Annotated in this window: 16 protein-coding genes; all 16 read right to left on the bottom strand. The window is 41.7% G+C overall.

The genetic code is table 11. From position 1 onward, the window contains the following. Positions 1-13: 13 nt before the first annotated feature. The 16 genes from fliI to sucC all read right to left on the bottom strand — a co-directional run bounded on the left by fliI (position 14) and on the right by sucC (position 16,956). Positions 14-1,324: a flagellar protein export ATPase FliI gene (gene fliI / locus MKY77_RS10765; RefSeq protein ID WP_339149786.1), complete on the bottom strand. Its 1,311-nt coding sequence runs from the start codon at positions 1,322-1,324 to the stop codon at positions 14-16. Between the two features lie 2 nt (positions 1,325-1,326). After that, positions 1,327-2,100 carry a flagellar assembly protein FliH gene (fliH, locus tag MKY77_RS10760; RefSeq protein WP_339145807.1) on the bottom strand — a complete coding sequence of 258 codons (774 nt, stop codon included), beginning with the start codon at positions 2,098-2,100 and terminating at the stop codon, positions 1,327-1,329. Beyond that, positions 2,093-3,112 carry a flagellar motor switch protein FliG gene (fliG, locus tag MKY77_RS10755; protein ID WP_339145806.1) on the bottom strand — a complete coding sequence of 340 codons (1,020 nt, stop codon included), beginning with the start codon at positions 3,110-3,112 and terminating at the stop codon, positions 2,093-2,095. Before fliG ends, fliH begins: the two co-directional genes overlap by 8 nt. A gap of 13 nt (positions 3,113-3,125) precedes the next feature. Next, positions 3,126-4,715, bottom strand: a complete 1,590-nt coding sequence (fliF, locus tag MKY77_RS10750) for a flagellar basal-body MS-ring/collar protein FliF (RefSeq protein WP_339145805.1) — start codon at positions 4,713-4,715, stop codon at positions 3,126-3,128. A 72-nt stretch (positions 4,716-4,787) separates the two neighbouring features. Then, entirely contained in the window at positions 4,788-5,084 is a 297-nt protein-coding gene (fliE, locus tag MKY77_RS10745) for a flagellar hook-basal body complex protein FliE (RefSeq protein WP_237662046.1), read from the bottom strand. A gap of 15 nt (positions 5,085-5,099) precedes the next feature. After that, positions 5,100-5,552: a flagellar basal body rod protein FlgC gene (gene flgC, locus MKY77_RS10740; protein ID WP_339145804.1), complete on the bottom strand. Its 453-nt coding sequence runs from the start codon at positions 5,550-5,552 to the stop codon at positions 5,100-5,102. Continuing rightward, the gene (flgB, locus tag MKY77_RS10735; protein ID WP_339145803.1) at positions 5,552-5,941 is read right to left on the bottom strand and encodes a flagellar basal body rod protein FlgB; all 390 of its coding nucleotides are present in this window, start codon (positions 5,939-5,941) and stop codon (positions 5,552-5,554) included. The genes flgC and flgB overlap by 1 nt, the downstream gene beginning before the upstream one ends. Positions 5,942-6,197: 256 nt before the next feature. Beyond that, positions 6,198-6,977 (bottom strand): GTP-sensing pleiotropic transcriptional regulator CodY, encoded by a 780-nt coding sequence (gene codY / locus MKY77_RS10730; protein WP_237662041.1) that lies wholly within the window; start codon positions 6,975-6,977, stop codon positions 6,198-6,200. 24 nt (positions 6,978-7,001) lie between these two features. Next, a complete protein-coding gene (gene hslU / locus MKY77_RS10725) occupies positions 7,002-8,402 on the bottom strand; it encodes an HslU--HslV peptidase ATPase subunit (RefSeq protein ID WP_339145802.1) in 1,401 nt (466 codons plus the stop codon). Positions 8,403-8,419: 17 nt separating this feature from the next. Further along, positions 8,420-8,962, bottom strand: coding sequence for an ATP-dependent protease subunit HslV (gene hslV, locus MKY77_RS10720; RefSeq protein ID WP_339145801.1), 543 nt, complete (start codon positions 8,960-8,962; stop codon positions 8,420-8,422). 21 nt (positions 8,963-8,983) lie between these two features. Beyond that, positions 8,984-9,892 carry a tyrosine recombinase XerC gene (gene xerC, locus MKY77_RS10715; RefSeq protein WP_339145800.1) on the bottom strand — a complete coding sequence of 303 codons (909 nt, stop codon included), beginning with the start codon at positions 9,890-9,892 and terminating at the stop codon, positions 8,984-8,986. 64 nt (positions 9,893-9,956) lie between these two features. Further along, positions 9,957-11,261 (bottom strand): FADH(2)-oxidizing methylenetetrahydrofolate--tRNA-(uracil(54)-C(5))-methyltransferase TrmFO, encoded by a 1,305-nt coding sequence (trmFO, locus tag MKY77_RS10710; protein WP_339145799.1) that lies wholly within the window; start codon positions 11,259-11,261, stop codon positions 9,957-9,959. A 107-nt stretch (positions 11,262-11,368) separates the two neighbouring features. Further along, the gene (gene topA, locus MKY77_RS10705; RefSeq protein ID WP_339145798.1) at positions 11,369-13,447 is read right to left on the bottom strand and encodes a type I DNA topoisomerase; all 2,079 of its coding nucleotides are present in this window, start codon (positions 13,445-13,447) and stop codon (positions 11,369-11,371) included. A 463-nt stretch (positions 13,448-13,910) separates the two neighbouring features. Continuing rightward, positions 13,911-14,798: a DNA-processing protein DprA gene (gene dprA, locus MKY77_RS10700; protein ID WP_339145797.1), complete on the bottom strand. Its 888-nt coding sequence runs from the start codon at positions 14,796-14,798 to the stop codon at positions 13,911-13,913. 76 nt (positions 14,799-14,874) lie between these two features. Continuing rightward, positions 14,875-15,777 carry a succinate--CoA ligase subunit alpha gene (gene sucD / locus MKY77_RS10695; RefSeq protein ID WP_339145796.1) on the bottom strand — a complete coding sequence of 301 codons (903 nt, stop codon included), beginning with the start codon at positions 15,775-15,777 and terminating at the stop codon, positions 14,875-14,877. Between the two features lie 18 nt (positions 15,778-15,795). Then, on the bottom strand, positions 15,796-16,956 hold the full coding sequence (gene sucC, locus MKY77_RS10690; protein ID WP_339145795.1) for an ADP-forming succinate--CoA ligase subunit beta: 1,161 nt from the start codon (positions 16,954-16,956) through the stop codon (positions 15,796-15,798). Between the last annotated feature and the right edge of the window lie 41 nt (positions 16,957-16,997).

The raw sequence follows: 16,997 nt of genomic DNA, 5'->3' as shown, positions 1-16,997 counted from the left end.
CCTTTCACCTACTCTAATTCATTAATTTCGTAAGTTCCGCCTTACTATCTGCAAAGCTCCATTTATCCTCTACTTCTTGCTTCAGGTATTGAATGATGAAGGGATAAGATTGTATTGCGTCATCTATCTCCCTCGAACTACCGCGTTTATACGCACCAATATTTATTAAATCCTCTGCTTGATAATACTTAGACAGCTTTTCGCGCATGGATTCTGCTGCTTTCTTATGTTCAGGTCCAACGATGTTATTCATCACACGGCTTACACTCTTCAGTACATTTATCGCTGGATATTGGCCTTTATTTGCTAGTTCCCTATCCAAAACAAAATGTCCATCCAAGATTCCCCGGACAGTGTCCGCAATCGGCTCGTTCATGTCATCACCGTCTACAAGCACCGTATAAAAAGCAGTGATGGATCCATGTTTGTTCGTCCCAGTCCTCTCTAACAACTTTGGCAGCATGGAAAAGACGGAAGGTGTGTATCCTTTTGTGGTTGGTGGCTCTCCTACAGCCAAGCCTACTTCCCTCTGGGCCATCGCCACCCTTGTAACAGAGTCCATCATCAACATCACGTTATATCCCAAGTCACGAAAATATTCGGAAATGGCAGTTGCGGTGTAAGCCCCCTTTATTCGCATTAGGGCAGGCTGATCGGAGGTTGCAACGATGACAATAGACCTTTTCAATCCCTCAGGACCTAAATCTCGTTCCAGAAAATCCCGAACCTCTCTTCCCCTTTCTCCTATAAGAGCAATTACATTTAGATCAGCATGTGTATTTTTTGCAATCATCCCGAGAAGGGTGCTTTTTCCGACACCACTGCCTGCAAATATACCTACCCTTTGCCCCTTGCCGACTGTCAGGAGTCCATCGATCACCTTGACCCCCACTTCCAATTCCTCGGAAATGGAAGGCCTTGTCATCGGATTTGGCGGCGCTTGGTCTGTCGGGTATTTACCCAGCCCGAATGGCAATTCCTCCTCAGGGTTCAAAGGTCTTCCCAAAGCATCTAGCACCATGCCTCTGAGCTCTTCGCCAATCCGGATCTCTAGTGCGTTGTTTGTAGCTTCCACTATACATCCTGGACCGATGTCCTGAATTTCTGTAAATGGCATCAGAATCACATGTTCATCCCTGAAGCCTACAACTTCTGCCTGCACAATTCGATTTTTCTTCTTATTAATGATAATATTACAAACGTCGCCAATTGAGCTCTCTGGCCCTTTGGATTCTATCATCAGACCAATAACCCTTTTAACTTTCCCGTAGCGTTTATAGGGGCTTATGCCTTCTATCTCTTGCAGCAATTCTTCAATGCTAATCATCACTCTGTATCCATCCTTACCAATTGCAGTAAGTGATTTTTTATCTCTGCCAGTTGAGTTTGGACGGAAACCTCCATCCTTCCAGCGGAGGAATCAATCCAGCAGCCATCCTCGGCCAAGTCAGATTCAGGATAGATGGCAAGATCGTATTGACTGTTAATAATATTTTGGAGAAGTTGTTTATGTTGCAGGATATTCGGGTATTGTGTTGGGCTGACATAAATTCTTATTTCTTCTTTTTCTTTCACTTCTTTCAATGCGGTTTGAACTAGTTTTGTATAGAAGGAAGGGTCTGTTTCCAGCGTACATCCCAGAACTTTTTCTGCGACCTTCATGCTAAGTGTCACGATGAACTCTATGGAGCTGTCTAATTTGTTGTGATGCTCCACTTTTGCTAAGTCTATGATTCTTTGCGCCTCTGCCAATCTAGCTTCGTATTCGGTGAGCGCTTCCTTTTCACCAACCTGATATCCTTGCTCATGTCCTTCCATGTAAGCTTGCTGCTTCCATGTTTCTCTTTCTTTTTCCCAATCCTTTTTATCTTTTTCTATCTGCAAGAAAGCCTTTTCACGTTCCTTGGTTGCATGTTCCACAATACTTGCCGCTTCTTTTTTGGCTTTTTCAATCGTTTGATTGATAAAATCAATACTATGGCCTACTCCAGTTTCTGATGGAGCCTCTGATTGCTTCCTTGAAAAGATAGGAGCGACCTTAATGGATACCGAACCGGCTCCCACATCACCTAAACGGGAGGATTTTATAAGTCTAGACAATGATGTCATCTCCTCCACCACGGGCAATGACGATCTCCCCTGCTTCTTCCAACTTCCTGATGATACCAACAATACGGGATTGCGACTCCTCCACATCCTTCAGACGGACTGGCCCCATATATTCCATATCATCCTTCATCGTTTCTACCATTCTCTTGGACATATTTTTAAAGACAATGTCTTTGACCTCTTCACTTGCGACCTTCAACGCAAGCATCAGATCTTCATTTTCCACATCACGGATGACCCTTTGGATGGCCATATTATCCAATGTGACAATATCTTCGAATACAAACATGCGTTTCTTGATTTCTTCCGCCAGTTCGGGGTCTTGAATTTCAAGAGAGTCCAAAATGGTTCTTTCCGTGCTTCTATCCACTTGATTTAGCACATCCACGACAGAATCGATGCCACCAGTATTGGTGTAATCCCGTGTAACAGTGGTCGAAAGCTTCCGTTCGAGTATCTGTTCCACTTCATTAATTATTTCCGGAGAGGTGCTATCCATTACCGCTATCCTTTTCGCTATATCCGCCTGTAGCTCCTGAGGCAATTCCGAAAGGATCTGACCAGACTTTGTCGGTTCCAAATACGATAACACCAATGCAATTGTCTGTGGGTGTTCGGTCTGGATGAAATTAAGGATCTGCGATGCATCCGCTTTCCTCGCAAAATCAAATGGCTTCACCTGTAGGGATGACGTCAGGCGGGTAATGATCGCTGCGGCCTGTTCTTTCCCCAAAGCTTTTTCGAGAACTGTTTTAGCATAGCTGATTCCACCCTGTGATATATAATCCTGTGCAAGAGCAATTTGATGAAATTCTTCAAGAACATCTTCCTTAATGTGACTATCGACCGTTCTTACACCGCTAATTTCAAGTGTCAGCTTCTCGATTTCATCTTCTGATAGATGCTTGTATACGGAAGCCGATACATCCGGGCCGAGCGAGATCAATAATATGGCCGCTTTTTGTTTATTTGAAAAGACTTTTGACTGGGCTGCTTTTGCCATTTATATCTCCCCTTTATTCAGAGAGCCATGAGCGTAACAATTTTGCAAATTCATCCGGCTTCTCTTTTGCCATTTTCTCAAGTTGTTTTCTACGCGCTGTGCTTTCTGATTCTTTTTCATTGTTTATATCCGGCACATTTATCTGGACCGTTTCTTCTTCCACAAAAATATCCTCTTCTTCTTCTTCATTCCTATTTCGTTTCAATAGCAGGAACAATAAAAGAAGAATTACTGCGAGTAAAATTCCTGCAGCGATATACACCCACATAGGGATAGCGGAGGCAGTCGCTTCTTCCATATCCACTTTTCCATTGAACGGTTGCACAGATACCACGACTTTATCATCAATATTTGCATTTTGAGGATCTTCCCCTAACATGTTCTTATCAATGGTAGTACGCACAATCGTGCTCAAAATCTGTCTGATATCATCTACCGTGGTTTCCTGCATGGATAGGGGATCATCTGCAATCGGCGGTTCCACCATTACCTGGATACCCATGTCCCTTACTTTGTAAGGACTCTCCACTATCTCTTTTCTGATTCTATTAACATCATTGTTGATTCGTTCTTCCATTCGTTCATAATCGCCACTACCGCTTCCTCCACCGGCAACATATGCTGGGATGTCTGCTTCTCCAGTACCTGGAACTCCCCCTGCTGCGTCTTCACTTCCGGTGTAGGTTTCTGTGATCCGTTCCACACTAACTGCAATACCTTCCATATTTTCCGAATCAACCGGCGAGACAAGATTCTCTTCTCTGTTTTCCTGGGTAAAATCAATATCGGTTGTAACAGAAACGACCACTTTGTTATAACCCATCATCATGCCGAGCATTTGTTGCACTTGCCTTTGGATATCTCTTTCAATCTCTTTTTTTAATTCAAGCTGTGTTGCCACGTTGAAAGAATTTCCATTATTTTGATTATTTTTCAAATCAAAGTACTCAAAATTTTGATTCATAATGACGATATTATCCGTAGATAGGTTCGGAACACTTTTGGATACAAGGTGGTAGAGTGCATTTATATGATTCTGATCAAACTGATAACCAGCTTCATTATGTATGACAATGGATGCAGATGCCTCCTGATTGGATTCTCTTACGAAAACGCCTTCCTCTGGAAGACTAAGCATTACTTGAGCATCTCTAACCCCATCTATTCCTTTGATTAGATTGGCCAATTCCGTTTGCATGGCATCGAGCTTCATGATTTGAAATTCGTTATCGGTCATGCCAAACCCTGATCTTTCTCCGAAAAAGCCATAATCGATACTTCCGCTTTTTGGTACCCCTTCTGCTGCCAGTTCCACCTTTAAGGAATCCACTGTGTGTGCGGGAACTAGAATGGCTGTACCATTACTCGTTATTTGTGATTGGATTCCTCTTCCGTCCAATACTTCTTTGATCTGTCCAGTTTCCTGGACTGTCAGGTCTTTATATAAGGGTGCCATATCCGTTTTTGTTAAAAAATAAATGATGGAAAATATTGCAAAGAATGATACGACCATCGTACTTATTATCGCTGTCTTTTGGGTTTTATTTCTGTCTCTCCAAAAGGAAGTAGTTTTTATCTTTATCTCTTGTAATTTTTCTTTCATTACGTCAATTCCCCCGGTTATTATCTTGCAGCACGATTATGCAGTGAATAACCGCATCTATTTTTCTAGTGATTAAACTTGCATTCTCATGATTTCTTGATAGGCTTCAACGCCTTTATTTCTCACTTCCATCGTCAATTGCATGGCAACACTTGCTTTTTGTTGGGCAATCAGGACATCATGAAGCTCGACTCCTTCATTGTTGACCAGCTTTGTCGTTATTTGATTGGAAGCAACTTGAGAGTTGTTCACTTCATTGATTGCGTTCTTCAGATAGGTCGAAAATTGCTGATGCACATCACCGCTCGTTTTCTGAAGGCTGTTTGTCTGTTGGACGACTTGATTGGTGTTAGTTATCTTGGAAATCATTTAAAACCCTCCCATTTATTTACCAAGCTCCAAAGTTTTCATCATGATTCCCTTGGAGGCATTGAAAACTGTAACGTTTGCTTCATATGACCTTGAAGCACTCATAAGATCCACCATTTCTTTCAATGGATCCACGTTTGGCAGTTCTACATAACCCTCTTCATTGGCATCCGGATGTTCTGGGTCAAAAACCACTCGGAATGGAGCATCATCTTCTTTAATTCTCGTAATACTCACTCCATTGCCAATTCCATTATTTGTACCGGAGGCTTTCTGTAAGAACGACTGGAAACTGTTCTCTTTTGCTGCAGTTTCCACGACCTTCCTCTTGTATGGCTCCCATTGACCATTACGGTATGTTCCTCTTGTAGAGTCGACATTTGCCATATTAGAAGAGATGACATCCATTCTGAGTCTCTGTGCAGTCAGCGCGGAGGCAGAAATATTCATGCTTTTAAACATTGACATTATGCCTTACCTCCTTTAATCACGGATTGCAGGGATTGAAACTTCCCATTCATCTGGTCAATCAAAGTGTAATAATAAATTTGATTTTCAGCCAAGTCTGACATTTCTTTATCGATGTCCACATTATTGCCATTATGCGAATAGGAATGGGACGTTTTATCTGCTTTGTATGGGAGATTCGTAGTCCCCGAGAAATCCTGATGCCTGGCATCTGTTTTATGTGACTTTAGTGCTTTTTGAAAAGTCTCTCCAAAATTCGGTGTAATTTCTTTTCGCTTGAAATTCGGTGTATCTACGTTTGCGATATTATGAGAAATCGCTTTATGTTTTACCCCTGAGTATTGAATCCCTTTTTCCAATGCTTGGATGGATGTCGAAAAAATCTTCATTAGTACCCCCACAAATAAATCTTTTGTAACGAATTATATAAGTTTGTCGAAATATGTATATTTGTATTGTAAATTAAGGTAACACATATGTCTATGTGTCAATTGTTAAAAAAAATCGATAATTTGACTCATTTTTCATTATGGGTATATAGACCTATTAGGTTTCAAGGAATAGAAAAAGCTCTTGAAATGAACAAAAAAGGGTCTGACCAGTTGCTATTTTAGCAACCAATGGTCAGACCCTACTTTTTAATAATTAGTGTGATTTCAATTTTGAAAGTTCAAACAAGAATTTGTCGTTAAGCACTTTAATGTAAGTACCTTTCATTCCTAATGAACGCGACTCTATTACTCCTGCGCTTTCTAGTTTACGTAATGCATTTACGATGACAGAACGTGTAATCCCAACTCTGTCGGCAATTTTACTTGCCACTAGCAGACCTTCTTTTCCGTCAAGCTCTTCGAAAATATGCTCAATCGCTTCTAGCTCACTGTACGATAGCGAGCTGATCGCCATTTGTACGACAGCTTTACTTCTGGCTTCCTCTTCGATCTCTTCCGCTTTCTCACGAAGAATTTCCATCCCTACCACTGTCGCACCATATTCAGCCAAGATAAGATCATCGTCAGAGAATGGTTCTTGCAGGCGAGCAAGAATCAGTGTACCAAGACGCTCTCCACCACCGATGATTGGTACGATGGTCGTTAAACCTGATTGAAACAATTCTTTGTTCTCTACAGGGAATGCAGTATATTCACTCTCTACATCCAGGTTGGATGATGTTTCAGAGATATTGAACAGGTTCTTTGTATATTCCTCCGGGAACTGGCGGTCTTCAAGCATTTTAATCATACGTTCGTTTTCAATCTGTTGATTGATGGAATATCCCAATAGCTTTCCACGGCGGGAAAGCACAAATACATTAGCTTCGATTACATTACATAATGTTTCAGACATCTCTTTGAAATTAACCGGTTTTCCTGCTGCTCTTTGTAACATTGCATTGATTGTTCTTGTTTTTTGTAATAATGGCATCTTATTTCCTCCTAGAATCTACTTCTATAAAATAAATTGGCTTAAATCTTTGTTTTTTACGATATTTCCTAGTTTTTCATCTACATACTGCGGGGTGATGACAATCTTTTCGAGATTGATGTCTGGCGCTTCAAAGGATAGATCCTCTAAGAGTTTTTCGAGAATCGTATGTAGGCGTCTTGCTCCGATGTTATCCGTATCCTGGTTCACCTGAAACGCAACTTCGGCTATTTTACGAATAGCATCGTCAGAAAATTCGACTTTTATACCTTCCGTTTCCAATAATGCCGTATATTGTTTCAACAATGCATTATCCGGCTCCACCAATATCCTCACGAAATCTTCAATGGACAGTTTCGTCAATTCAACACGAATCGGAAAACGCCCCTGCAGTTCGGGAATGAGGTCGGACGGTTTGGCAATATGAAAGGCACCTGCGGATATGAAAAGAACATGATCGGTTTTCACCTGTCCATACTTGGTGACAACAGTGGAACCTTCCACAATGGGAAGAATATCACGTTGTACTCCTTCGCGGGAAACATCTGCAGAAGAGCCACTGTTCTTTTTGGCTATCTTATCAATTTCATCGATGAAGATGATTCCGCTCTGTTCCGCACGCATCACTGCATCCTGTGTCACTTCATCCATATCTATAAGCTTTTGCGCTTCTTCATGGGTCAACACCGGTCTTGCTTCACGTACCGTGAGCTTTCTTTTTTTCTTTTTCTTTGGCATCAGGTTGCTAAGAGCATCCTGCATGTTCATGCCCATTTGTTCCATACCCGACCCTTGAAGCATGTCAAACATGGAGCCCTGCTGTTCTTCCACTTCCACCGTGATATATCGGTCCTCAAGCTCCCCCAATGCAAGTTGGTGGGCCATCCTTCTTCGCTGCTCTTTAATGGAGACCTCTTCCTGTTTTTCCTGCTCCTCCGCTTCATTGGTCGGCGCGTTGCCTCCAAAAAACATCTCTAAAGGATTTTTGTAGGAGGTGTTTTTTTGCTTGCCAGGTACTAAGAGTTCTACAATTCGTTTGTTTGCATTTTCCAAAGCTCTATCTTTGACACTTGCCATTTTTTCTTCTTTTACAAGACGAACGGAAGTTTCCACCAAGTCACGGACCATAGACTCCACATCGCGACCTACATATCCTACTTCTGTAAATTTCGTCGCTTCGACCTTTATGAATGGTGCTCCCACAAGTTTGGCAATCCTGCGGGCAATTTCCGTCTTGCCGACACCGGTCGGCCCGATCATCAAAATGTTCTTAGGCACCACTTCGTCCCGGAGACTGCCTTTGAGCAAGCTTCTTCTGTATCTGTTTCTCAACGCCACAGCAACAGCTTTTTTGGCATTCGTCTGGCCCACAATATATTGATCAAGCATATCTACTATTTGCCTAGGGGTCAATTTTGTACTCATGTCCACAACCGCCTTTTCTATAGTTCTTCTACAATGATATTGTCATTAGTGTACACACAAATCTCTCCTGCAGTCTCCAGGGAAGCCTTTGCAATTTCACGTGCAGTCATGTGTTCTCCTGCATACCTTTTCAATGCACGGCCTGCAGCAAGTGCATAGTTCCCACCTGAGCCTATCGCCAGTATCCCATCATCCGGTTCAATTACTTCTCCAGTCCCAGATACCAATAACATGCTGGACTCATCCATTACAATCAACATTGCTTCCAATTTCCTCAGTACTTTGTCACTTCTCCACTCTTTGGCAAGCTCGACGCTAGAGCGTTGGATGTTTCCGTTGTATTCCTCAAGTTTTGCCTCGAACATTTCGAACAAGGTGAAAGCATCTGCTACGGATCCTGCAAAGCCGGCCAAGATCCTCCCATTAAAAAGCTTTCGCACCTTTCGTGCTGTATGCTTCATAACAACCGCATTTCCAAATGTAACTTGACCGTCACCTGACATTGCACTTTGTCCATTATGCTGGACTGCAAATATCGTAGTAGCATGAAATGTTGACATCAGTGACCCTCCGTTCGATCCTCATGCACGAGGATGAAATTGATTATACGTCTTTTGTAGATGTTCTTTTGACACATGTGTGTAAATCTGTGTGGATGAAAGGCTGGCATGTCCAAGCAGTTCCTGAACCACACGAAGATCTGCCCCTTCATTCAGCATATGTGTAGCAAAGGTATGTCGAAGCATATGCGGACTAATATGTAAGGTTGTGCATGCTTGTTTTACCAGATCGTTCAGGACGACCCTGACCCCACGCGGAGTAAGTGCGTCACCCCGAAAATTGAGAAATAGATGCTTAGTCGGGGTTGATGCCTTTTGCTTTTCAAGCAATGATATGCGACCATCCTCCATATAGGTTTTCAATGCATCCTGCGCAAAACTGCCAAAAGGAACATACCGTTGTTTGTTTCCTTTTCCTGTAACAAGGATGGTGCCTACTTGAAAATCGATATCCTGCACTTGTATGTGACAACATTCACTTATTCGGATACCTGTAGCATAGAGCAATTCAAGCAAGGCTTGATTCCTCTGTCCGAGAGGCGTTGAAAGATCGGAAGCAGCAAACAATTTCTCCAACTCTTCGCTATACAAAAACTGCGGTAGACGCTTTTCCTGCTTTGGTAACGAAACCACGGTAAAGGGGTTTTGCTCCACTTTTTCCTCACGAAGCAGATACTTATAAAAGCTTCGCAAACTGGAGGTCTTCCTTGCAACCGTTTTTCTTGCATATTTCTTTTGATGTAGCTTGGTCAAATACAAACGTGCTTCTGTATGAGTGACTTCATTGATGCTTGAAATGGCTTCCTCTTTCATAAAATCAAAAAAATCTTCAATATCCTTTTGATAAAATACAACAGTATATTTTGAATAGTTTTTCTCAATTTGTAAATATTCCAGAAAAGAAATTAACGAAACGTTAACATTTTGCATACTTATCACCTCACAAGGGCTACTAAATATTATCACAATTTAGTAGCCCTTGCAATTAATTTGATTAATTTTTTACAAAATTCTGAATTGTTTCCAACGCTCTCCTAGCATGAGCTTCATTACGTTCCTGCTTGTTCTTGATTTTCTTTGGAAGCTCCGGGAAGAGACCGAAGTTTGCATTCATCGGCTGGAAGTTCTTCGCATTTGTAGAAGTAATATAGTTCGCCATGCTTCCAATAGCAGTTTCCTTAGGGAAAACAAGTGGCTCAAGGCCTTGTACGAGACGCGCCGCATTAAGCCCAGCTACAAGTCCTGATGCTGCAGACTCCACATACCCTTCCACACCTGTCATTTGTCCGGCAAAAAACAGGTCTTCCCTTGCCTTGAATTGATAGGTTGGCTTAAGGAGGTTTGGAGAGTTAATGAAGGTGTTTCGGTGCATCACGCCATATCGCACAATTTCCGCATTTTCCAAACCTGGTATTAAACGGATCACTTCTTTTTGTGGGCCCCACTTTAAATGTGTCTGAAAACCAACAATGTTATACAAAGTCCCAGCAGCATCGTCTTGACGAAGCTGTACTACAGCATATGGGCGTTTATCCGTTTTAGGGTCTTCGAGTCCTACTGGTTTCATAGGTCCAAACAGCATTGTTTTCTTTCCACGGTTAGCCATTACTTCAATCGGCATGCAGCCTTCAAAGAAGATTTCCTTCTCGAACTCTTTTAAAGGAACTGTCTCCGCCTCTATTAATGCATTGTAGAAACGATCAAACTGTTCTTCCGTCATTGGGCAGTTTAAGTATGCCGCCTCCCCTTTATCGTATCTGGATTTCAAATACACGATATCCATGTTGATGCTGTCCTTTTCGATAATCGGTGCAGCAGCATCATAGAAATAAAGGTATTCTTCTCCTGTTAATGAACGGAGCTGGTCGGATAGGGATTTGGAAGTCAGCGGTCCGGTTGCAATGACGGTCGGCCCTTCTGGAATCTGGTCCATTTCTTCATTGAAAACCGTCACATTTGGATGTTCTTTGACACGTTCCGTTACTTTTGCAGCAAATTCATGCCTGTCTACTGCTAGGGCACCGCCAGCCGGTACAGCGCAGTCATCTGCAGAGCGTATGATGACAGAATCCAATATCCGCATTTCTTCTTTTAATACTCCTACTGCATTCGTCAGATTGTTGGCACGAAGCGAATTCGAGCAAACAAGCTCAGCAAACTTATCTGTATGATGAGCCGGCGTTTGTTTCACCGGTCGCATTTCATACAGGTTAACTTGGATCCCTTTGTTAGCCAGCTGCCATGCAGCTTCACTGCCTGCAAGACCGGCACCGATTACATTAACTGTTGTTGTCATCACTAGATTCCTCCAAATACGTTTAAAAATTCGTTGCTACAAGGTATTTCATCACAAAGGAAAAAGGGCTGACATAACCGCATGTGTGTCAGTCCCCTCTACCTATCTGCTTATCCTTGTGGTTCTTCTTTATAGTCACACTCTACGCATTGTACCTGTACACCTTTTTTAAGCTTTTTCTCCACCAATAAGGACTCACACTTCGGACATTTTCTGGCGATTGGCTTATCCCATGAGAGGAACTCACAAGAGGGATACTGGTCACAACCATAGAATATCCGTTTCTTCTTACTTTTTCTTTCCACAATGTTCCCTTTTTCACACTTGGGACAAGGTACACCGATATCTTTTACGATTGGTTTCGTATTACGACAATCTGGAAAATTGGAACATGCCATGAACTTACCGTATCTTCCCATTTTGAACACCATTTCATGACCGCATAGTTCGCAATCCTCACCGGCCGGTTCATCCTTGATCTCGATCTCTTCCATTTCCTGTTCTGCTTTTTCAAGACGTTTGGCAAATTCGTGATAAAAACCGTCTATGATATCGACCCAGTTAACTTTCCCATCTTCCACATTATCCAAGTTGGTTTCAAGGTCCGCTGTAAATTCCACATTAATAATTTCAGGGAAGAATTCCAGGATAAGTTGAATAACAATCTCCCCAAGCTCGGTTGGGACAAACCGTTTATTATCCAAAGCCACATAGCCCCGCTTTTGAATAGTATCAAGCGTAGGAGCATAGGTTGATGGTCTGCCGATGCCCAATTCTTCAAGCGTCCTAACTAATCTCGCTTCTGTATACCTTGGAGGTGGTTGAGTGAAATGTTGCTTAGGATCGATATCTTTTGAAAAAACTGTATCCCCTTTCTCCAATGGAGGGAGAAGATTTTCCTTTTCTTCCTGCTGATCATCATTTCCTTCCACATACACTTTCATAAAGCCGGCGAACTTAACGGTTGAACCTGTCGCACGGAATTGGACATTGTTTTGTATAAGATCCACACTTACTGTATCCAAGATGGCAGGTGCCATTTGACTTGCAACAAATCGTTCCCAAATCAATTTATATAGACGATATTGATCTCTTGACAGATATTCTTTGATAGACAGAGGGTCCTTCATTGTAGAAGTTGGACGTATCGCTTCATGGGCATCTTGTGCATTGCTTTTTTTCGTCTCTTTTCTCTCTTCTTTGGAGACAAATTGACTGCCATAGGTTTTTTCGATATATTCCACCGCTTCTTTTTTGGCTGTTTCAGAAATACGTGTCGAATCTGTACGCATATAAGTAATGAGACCTACCGTTCCTTCTTTACCCAGCTCAATTCCCTCGTACAACTGTTGTGCCATCATCATCGTTTTCTTTGCACGGAAATTCAGCTTACGTGCTGCTTCCTGTTGCAGAGAAGAGGTGATGAAAGGTAGGGCGGGATTTCGTTTTCGTTCCTTTTTGGTAACATTTTTCACTTCAAATGAATTGCCTTCCAGCTTACCTAATACATCTTTTACTTCCGCTTCTGACTTTAGTTCCGTCTTTTTACCATCTATACCATAAAAGTTTGCTTCAAATTCCTTGGACTTGCCTGTTAGGAATGAACTTTTAATGGACCAATATTCTTCTGGGATAAAAGCATTTATTTCTTGTTCCCTTTCAATCACAAGTCTGACCGCAACGGATTGAACCCGACCTGCACTTAAACCCTTTTTCACTTTCTTCCATAGTAAAGGACTGATATTGTAACCAACAAGACGATCAAGGATCCTTCTGGCCTGTTGGGCATCCACCACATCCAAATTGATTGGTCTAGGATGCTTAAAGGACTCTTTAATGGCATCTTTGGTTATCTCATTAAACACTACTCTGCAGTCTGAAGTGATGTCGATATCCAAACTGTGGGCGAGATGCCAAGCAATCGCTTCCCCTTCACGATCCGGGTCAGCCGCGAGAAAGATTTTCTTCGCTTTTTTAGCAGCGGTCTTGAGTTCTTTCAGTACAGGTCCTTTACCTCGGATGGTGATATACTTTGGTTCAAACTCATGATCCACATTCACGCCCATTTGGCTTTTAGGTAGATCTCTTACATGTCCCATGGATGCTTTTACTTTATATTTTTTTCCTAGATAACGTTCAATCGTTTTCGCTTTCGCTGGTGATTCCACAATAACTAAGTAATCTGACATTCAATAATCCTCCTCAAGAGGGTAAATTCTTAGAAAAAACATGGTGTAGAGTTTTCTCAAAGTTTTTAGCTTCTATGTTTAATTTTTTAGGTATGTTAAGGTTTTTTTATTCATTCCCGTTAGAAATCTTCACCATTATCAAATATTATGTAACACTTTGTCAAACAGGACTGTTCGTATTTATTCTATTTTCCTAGTTTCCCATTCCATAAACATTACGTTAAACCTTATGTATTATATGTAGACACAGAATGTACTTTATATACTCGACTTACTTAACTTTTGTCGTGCTGTAGATGAAAGTGAGTTTAAAAAATGTAGGAATTAAAGAAGGTACAATCCGCAATATCATTGTACCCTATAATAATATAGACATATATTCATTTGTAAAGTGAAAATCAAAAATTCTATCAAAAAAGTGAAAGTTTTTTGTCACTTCCGTGTAATTTATTTGAATTTTATTTTAATTAACCGATTTAAAGCCATTTAATTCTTCAAGAATATCATTTGTATCTGCAACAAGCTTTGCTCCTTGCTTTATCAAAGAGTTCGTTCCTTTTGAGGTTTCCGAAAGAATTGATCCTGGCACTGCGAATACCTCTCTTCCCTGATCCATCGCTTGATCGGCGGTTATGAGGGACCCGCTTTTCTCTTTGGCTTCGACCACAATCACACCTTCACTTAATCCACTGATAATGCGGTTTCTCATCGGAAAATTCCATTTTGTTGGAGCAGTATATGGAGGATATTCTGAAAGGAGGAGATGATGTTGAGATATGGAATATGCAAGTTCCTTATGCTCTTTGGGGTAAATGTTGAATATACCGCTTCCAAGAACAGCGATCGTATTCCCCTTCATTTTCATCGCTAGACAATGTGCATGGATGTCTACCCCTTTTGCCAACCCACTGACTATCGTAAAATTCTCTCTTATAAGTGGGGGTATCAATGACCCTAGTGCCTCTCTCCCATAGGAAGACATATTCCTTGCACCTACCACCCCTAGCTTCCTAGTATTCAATAGATGCTGGTTGCCTTTCAGATATAATACAAGAGGAGGATCGTAGATTTCCTTTAAAAGTGAAGGATATTCATGATCGAATATGGTAATTAGTTGGATATTTTGCTCCTTATAAATGGAATGGAGTTTAACCATGTTATTTATTCTTATGAACTGGTGGATTGCGTCTGCCTGTTGGTGGTTGATGGAGAAAAAGGAAGCAATATCTGATGGGGCGTGCTTATAAAGATTTTCTAACGTAGGGTCGTGTCTAAGAAGGTGTTTTATGGTTTTGCAGCTTAGTTGGGGACAATGGTGAAGGGTTATTAATCTCTCTTTCAACAATTGCATAAAATGATGCACCTCTTCCGCTTTTAATTAAACAGAAATAGGGATAGTCTGCTCGACTATCCCACTTTCTGATCTATCAATGTGTTTTACATTTGTCGTAAATGCCTTGTTCCTTGATGACTTTAATAAGTGTTTCACCCATAACAGATGGAGTATCTGCTACTTCAATGCCACACTCATTCATCACACGAATCTTCTCATCTGCAGTACCTTTACCGCCGGAGATGATTGCTCCTGCGTGACCCATACGTTTACCAGGAGGTGCAGTACGACCGCCGATGAAGCCGACAACAGGTTTAGTCATGTTCTCTTTTACCCAAAGAGCCGCTTCTTCTTCAGCTGTTCCGCCGATTTCACCGATCATGATAACTGCATAAGTATCTTCATCTTCATTGAATGCTTTTAATACATCAATGAAATCAGTTCCGTTAACCGGGTCTCCACCGATACCTACTGCAGTAGATTGACCGATGCCTTCTTGAGATAATTGGTGAACCGCTTCGTACGTTAATGTACCAGAACGGGAAACGACCCCAACATGGCCTTTAGTGTGGATATAACCAGGCATAATTCCGATTTTACACTCGCCAGGAGTGATAACGCCAGGGCAGTTAGGACCAACTAGACGAGTCTTCTTCCCTTCCATATAACGCTTCACTTTTACCATATCAAGTACAGGAATATGCTCAGTAATACAAATAGCCAAGTCAAGCTCAGAATCTACCGCTTCCATGATTGCATCTGCAGCAAATGGAGCCGGTACATAGATGACAGATGCATTTGCACCAGTAGCTTTGACAGCTTCTTCTACTGTATTGAATACAGGTACACCTTCAACTTCAGTGCCGCCCTTACCTGGTGTAACCCCGCCAACGATTTGTGTACCATACTCAAGCATTTGCTTTGTATGGAACAACGCTGTGGAACCAGTAATACCTTGTACGATTACTTTTGTATCTTTATTAATGAATACACTCATGAATGTCCCCTGCCTTTCTTATCCTACTTGCGCTACGATTTTTTGTGCACCATCAGCCATGGATTCTGCTGCTACGATGTTTAAGCCAGACTCACGTAAGATTTGTTTCCCTAAGTCTACGTTTGTACCTTCCAAACGTACCACTAGAGGAACTTCAAGTCCTACTTGTTTCGCTGCTTCCACAACACCTGTAGCGATGATGTCACACTTCATGATTCCACCGAAAATGTTAACGAAAATTCCTTTTACATTATCATCAGAAAGGATAATCTTGAAAGCTTCTGTTACTTTCTCAGCAGTTGCTCCGCCCCCAACGTCCAGGAAGTTAGCAGGGTCTCCACCATAATGTTTGATAATATCCATAGTTGCCATCGCAAGACCGGCACCATTTACCATACATCCGATGTTTCCATCAAGTGAAATATAGCTTAGATCGTATTTGGAAGCTTCGATTTCTTTTGCATCTTCTTCTTCCAAATCACGGTATTCTACGATGTCCTTATGACGGTATAGAGCATTAGCATCAAAGTTAAGCTTCGCATCCAGTGCCATTACCTTCGCATCACCTGTAACCACTAGAGGATTGATTTCTGCGATAGAGCAGTCCTTTTCCACAAATGCAGTGTATAGGCTCATCATGAATTTAACTGCTTGTCCAACCAATTCTTTCGGAATGTTGATGTTAAATGCAATACGGCGAGCTTGGAAGCCAGTTAAACCTACAACTGGATCCACTACCTCTTTGAAGATTTTTTCAGGCGTTTGCTCTGCCACTTCTTCAATTTCTGTACCGCCTTCTTCAGATGCCATTAACACAACTCGGGAAGTTGCACGGTCTAAAACAAGTCCGATATAGTATTCTTTCTTGATGTCGCACCCTTCTTCGATAAGTAAGCGTTTTACTTCCTTACCTTCTGGACCAGTTTGATGAGTAATTAACGTTTTGCCTAGAATTTCACCCGCGTATTCACGAACTTCATCCAAGTTCTTGGCAACTTTCACACCGCCCGCTTTACCGCGGCCACCTGCGTGAATTTGCGCCTTCACTACACAAACTTGTGTTCCTAGTTCTTTTGCAGCTTCAACTGCTTCTTCCACAGTAAATGCTACACGGCCGTTTGGAACAGCTACCCCGTATTTTCTGAGGATCTCTTTTCCTTGATATTCATGGATATTCATTTCCCATCCTCCAATCTTATGTATAACAGAACATTATATAA

The sequence above is a fragment of the Sutcliffiella sp. FSL R7-0096 genome (genome assembly GCF_038595065.1).
GTDB lineage: Bacteria > Bacillota > Bacilli > Bacillales > Bacillaceae_I > Sutcliffiella_A.
The sequence above is the reverse complement of the archived record's forward strand: the minus strand, read 5'-3'. Positions and strand labels throughout refer to the sequence as shown.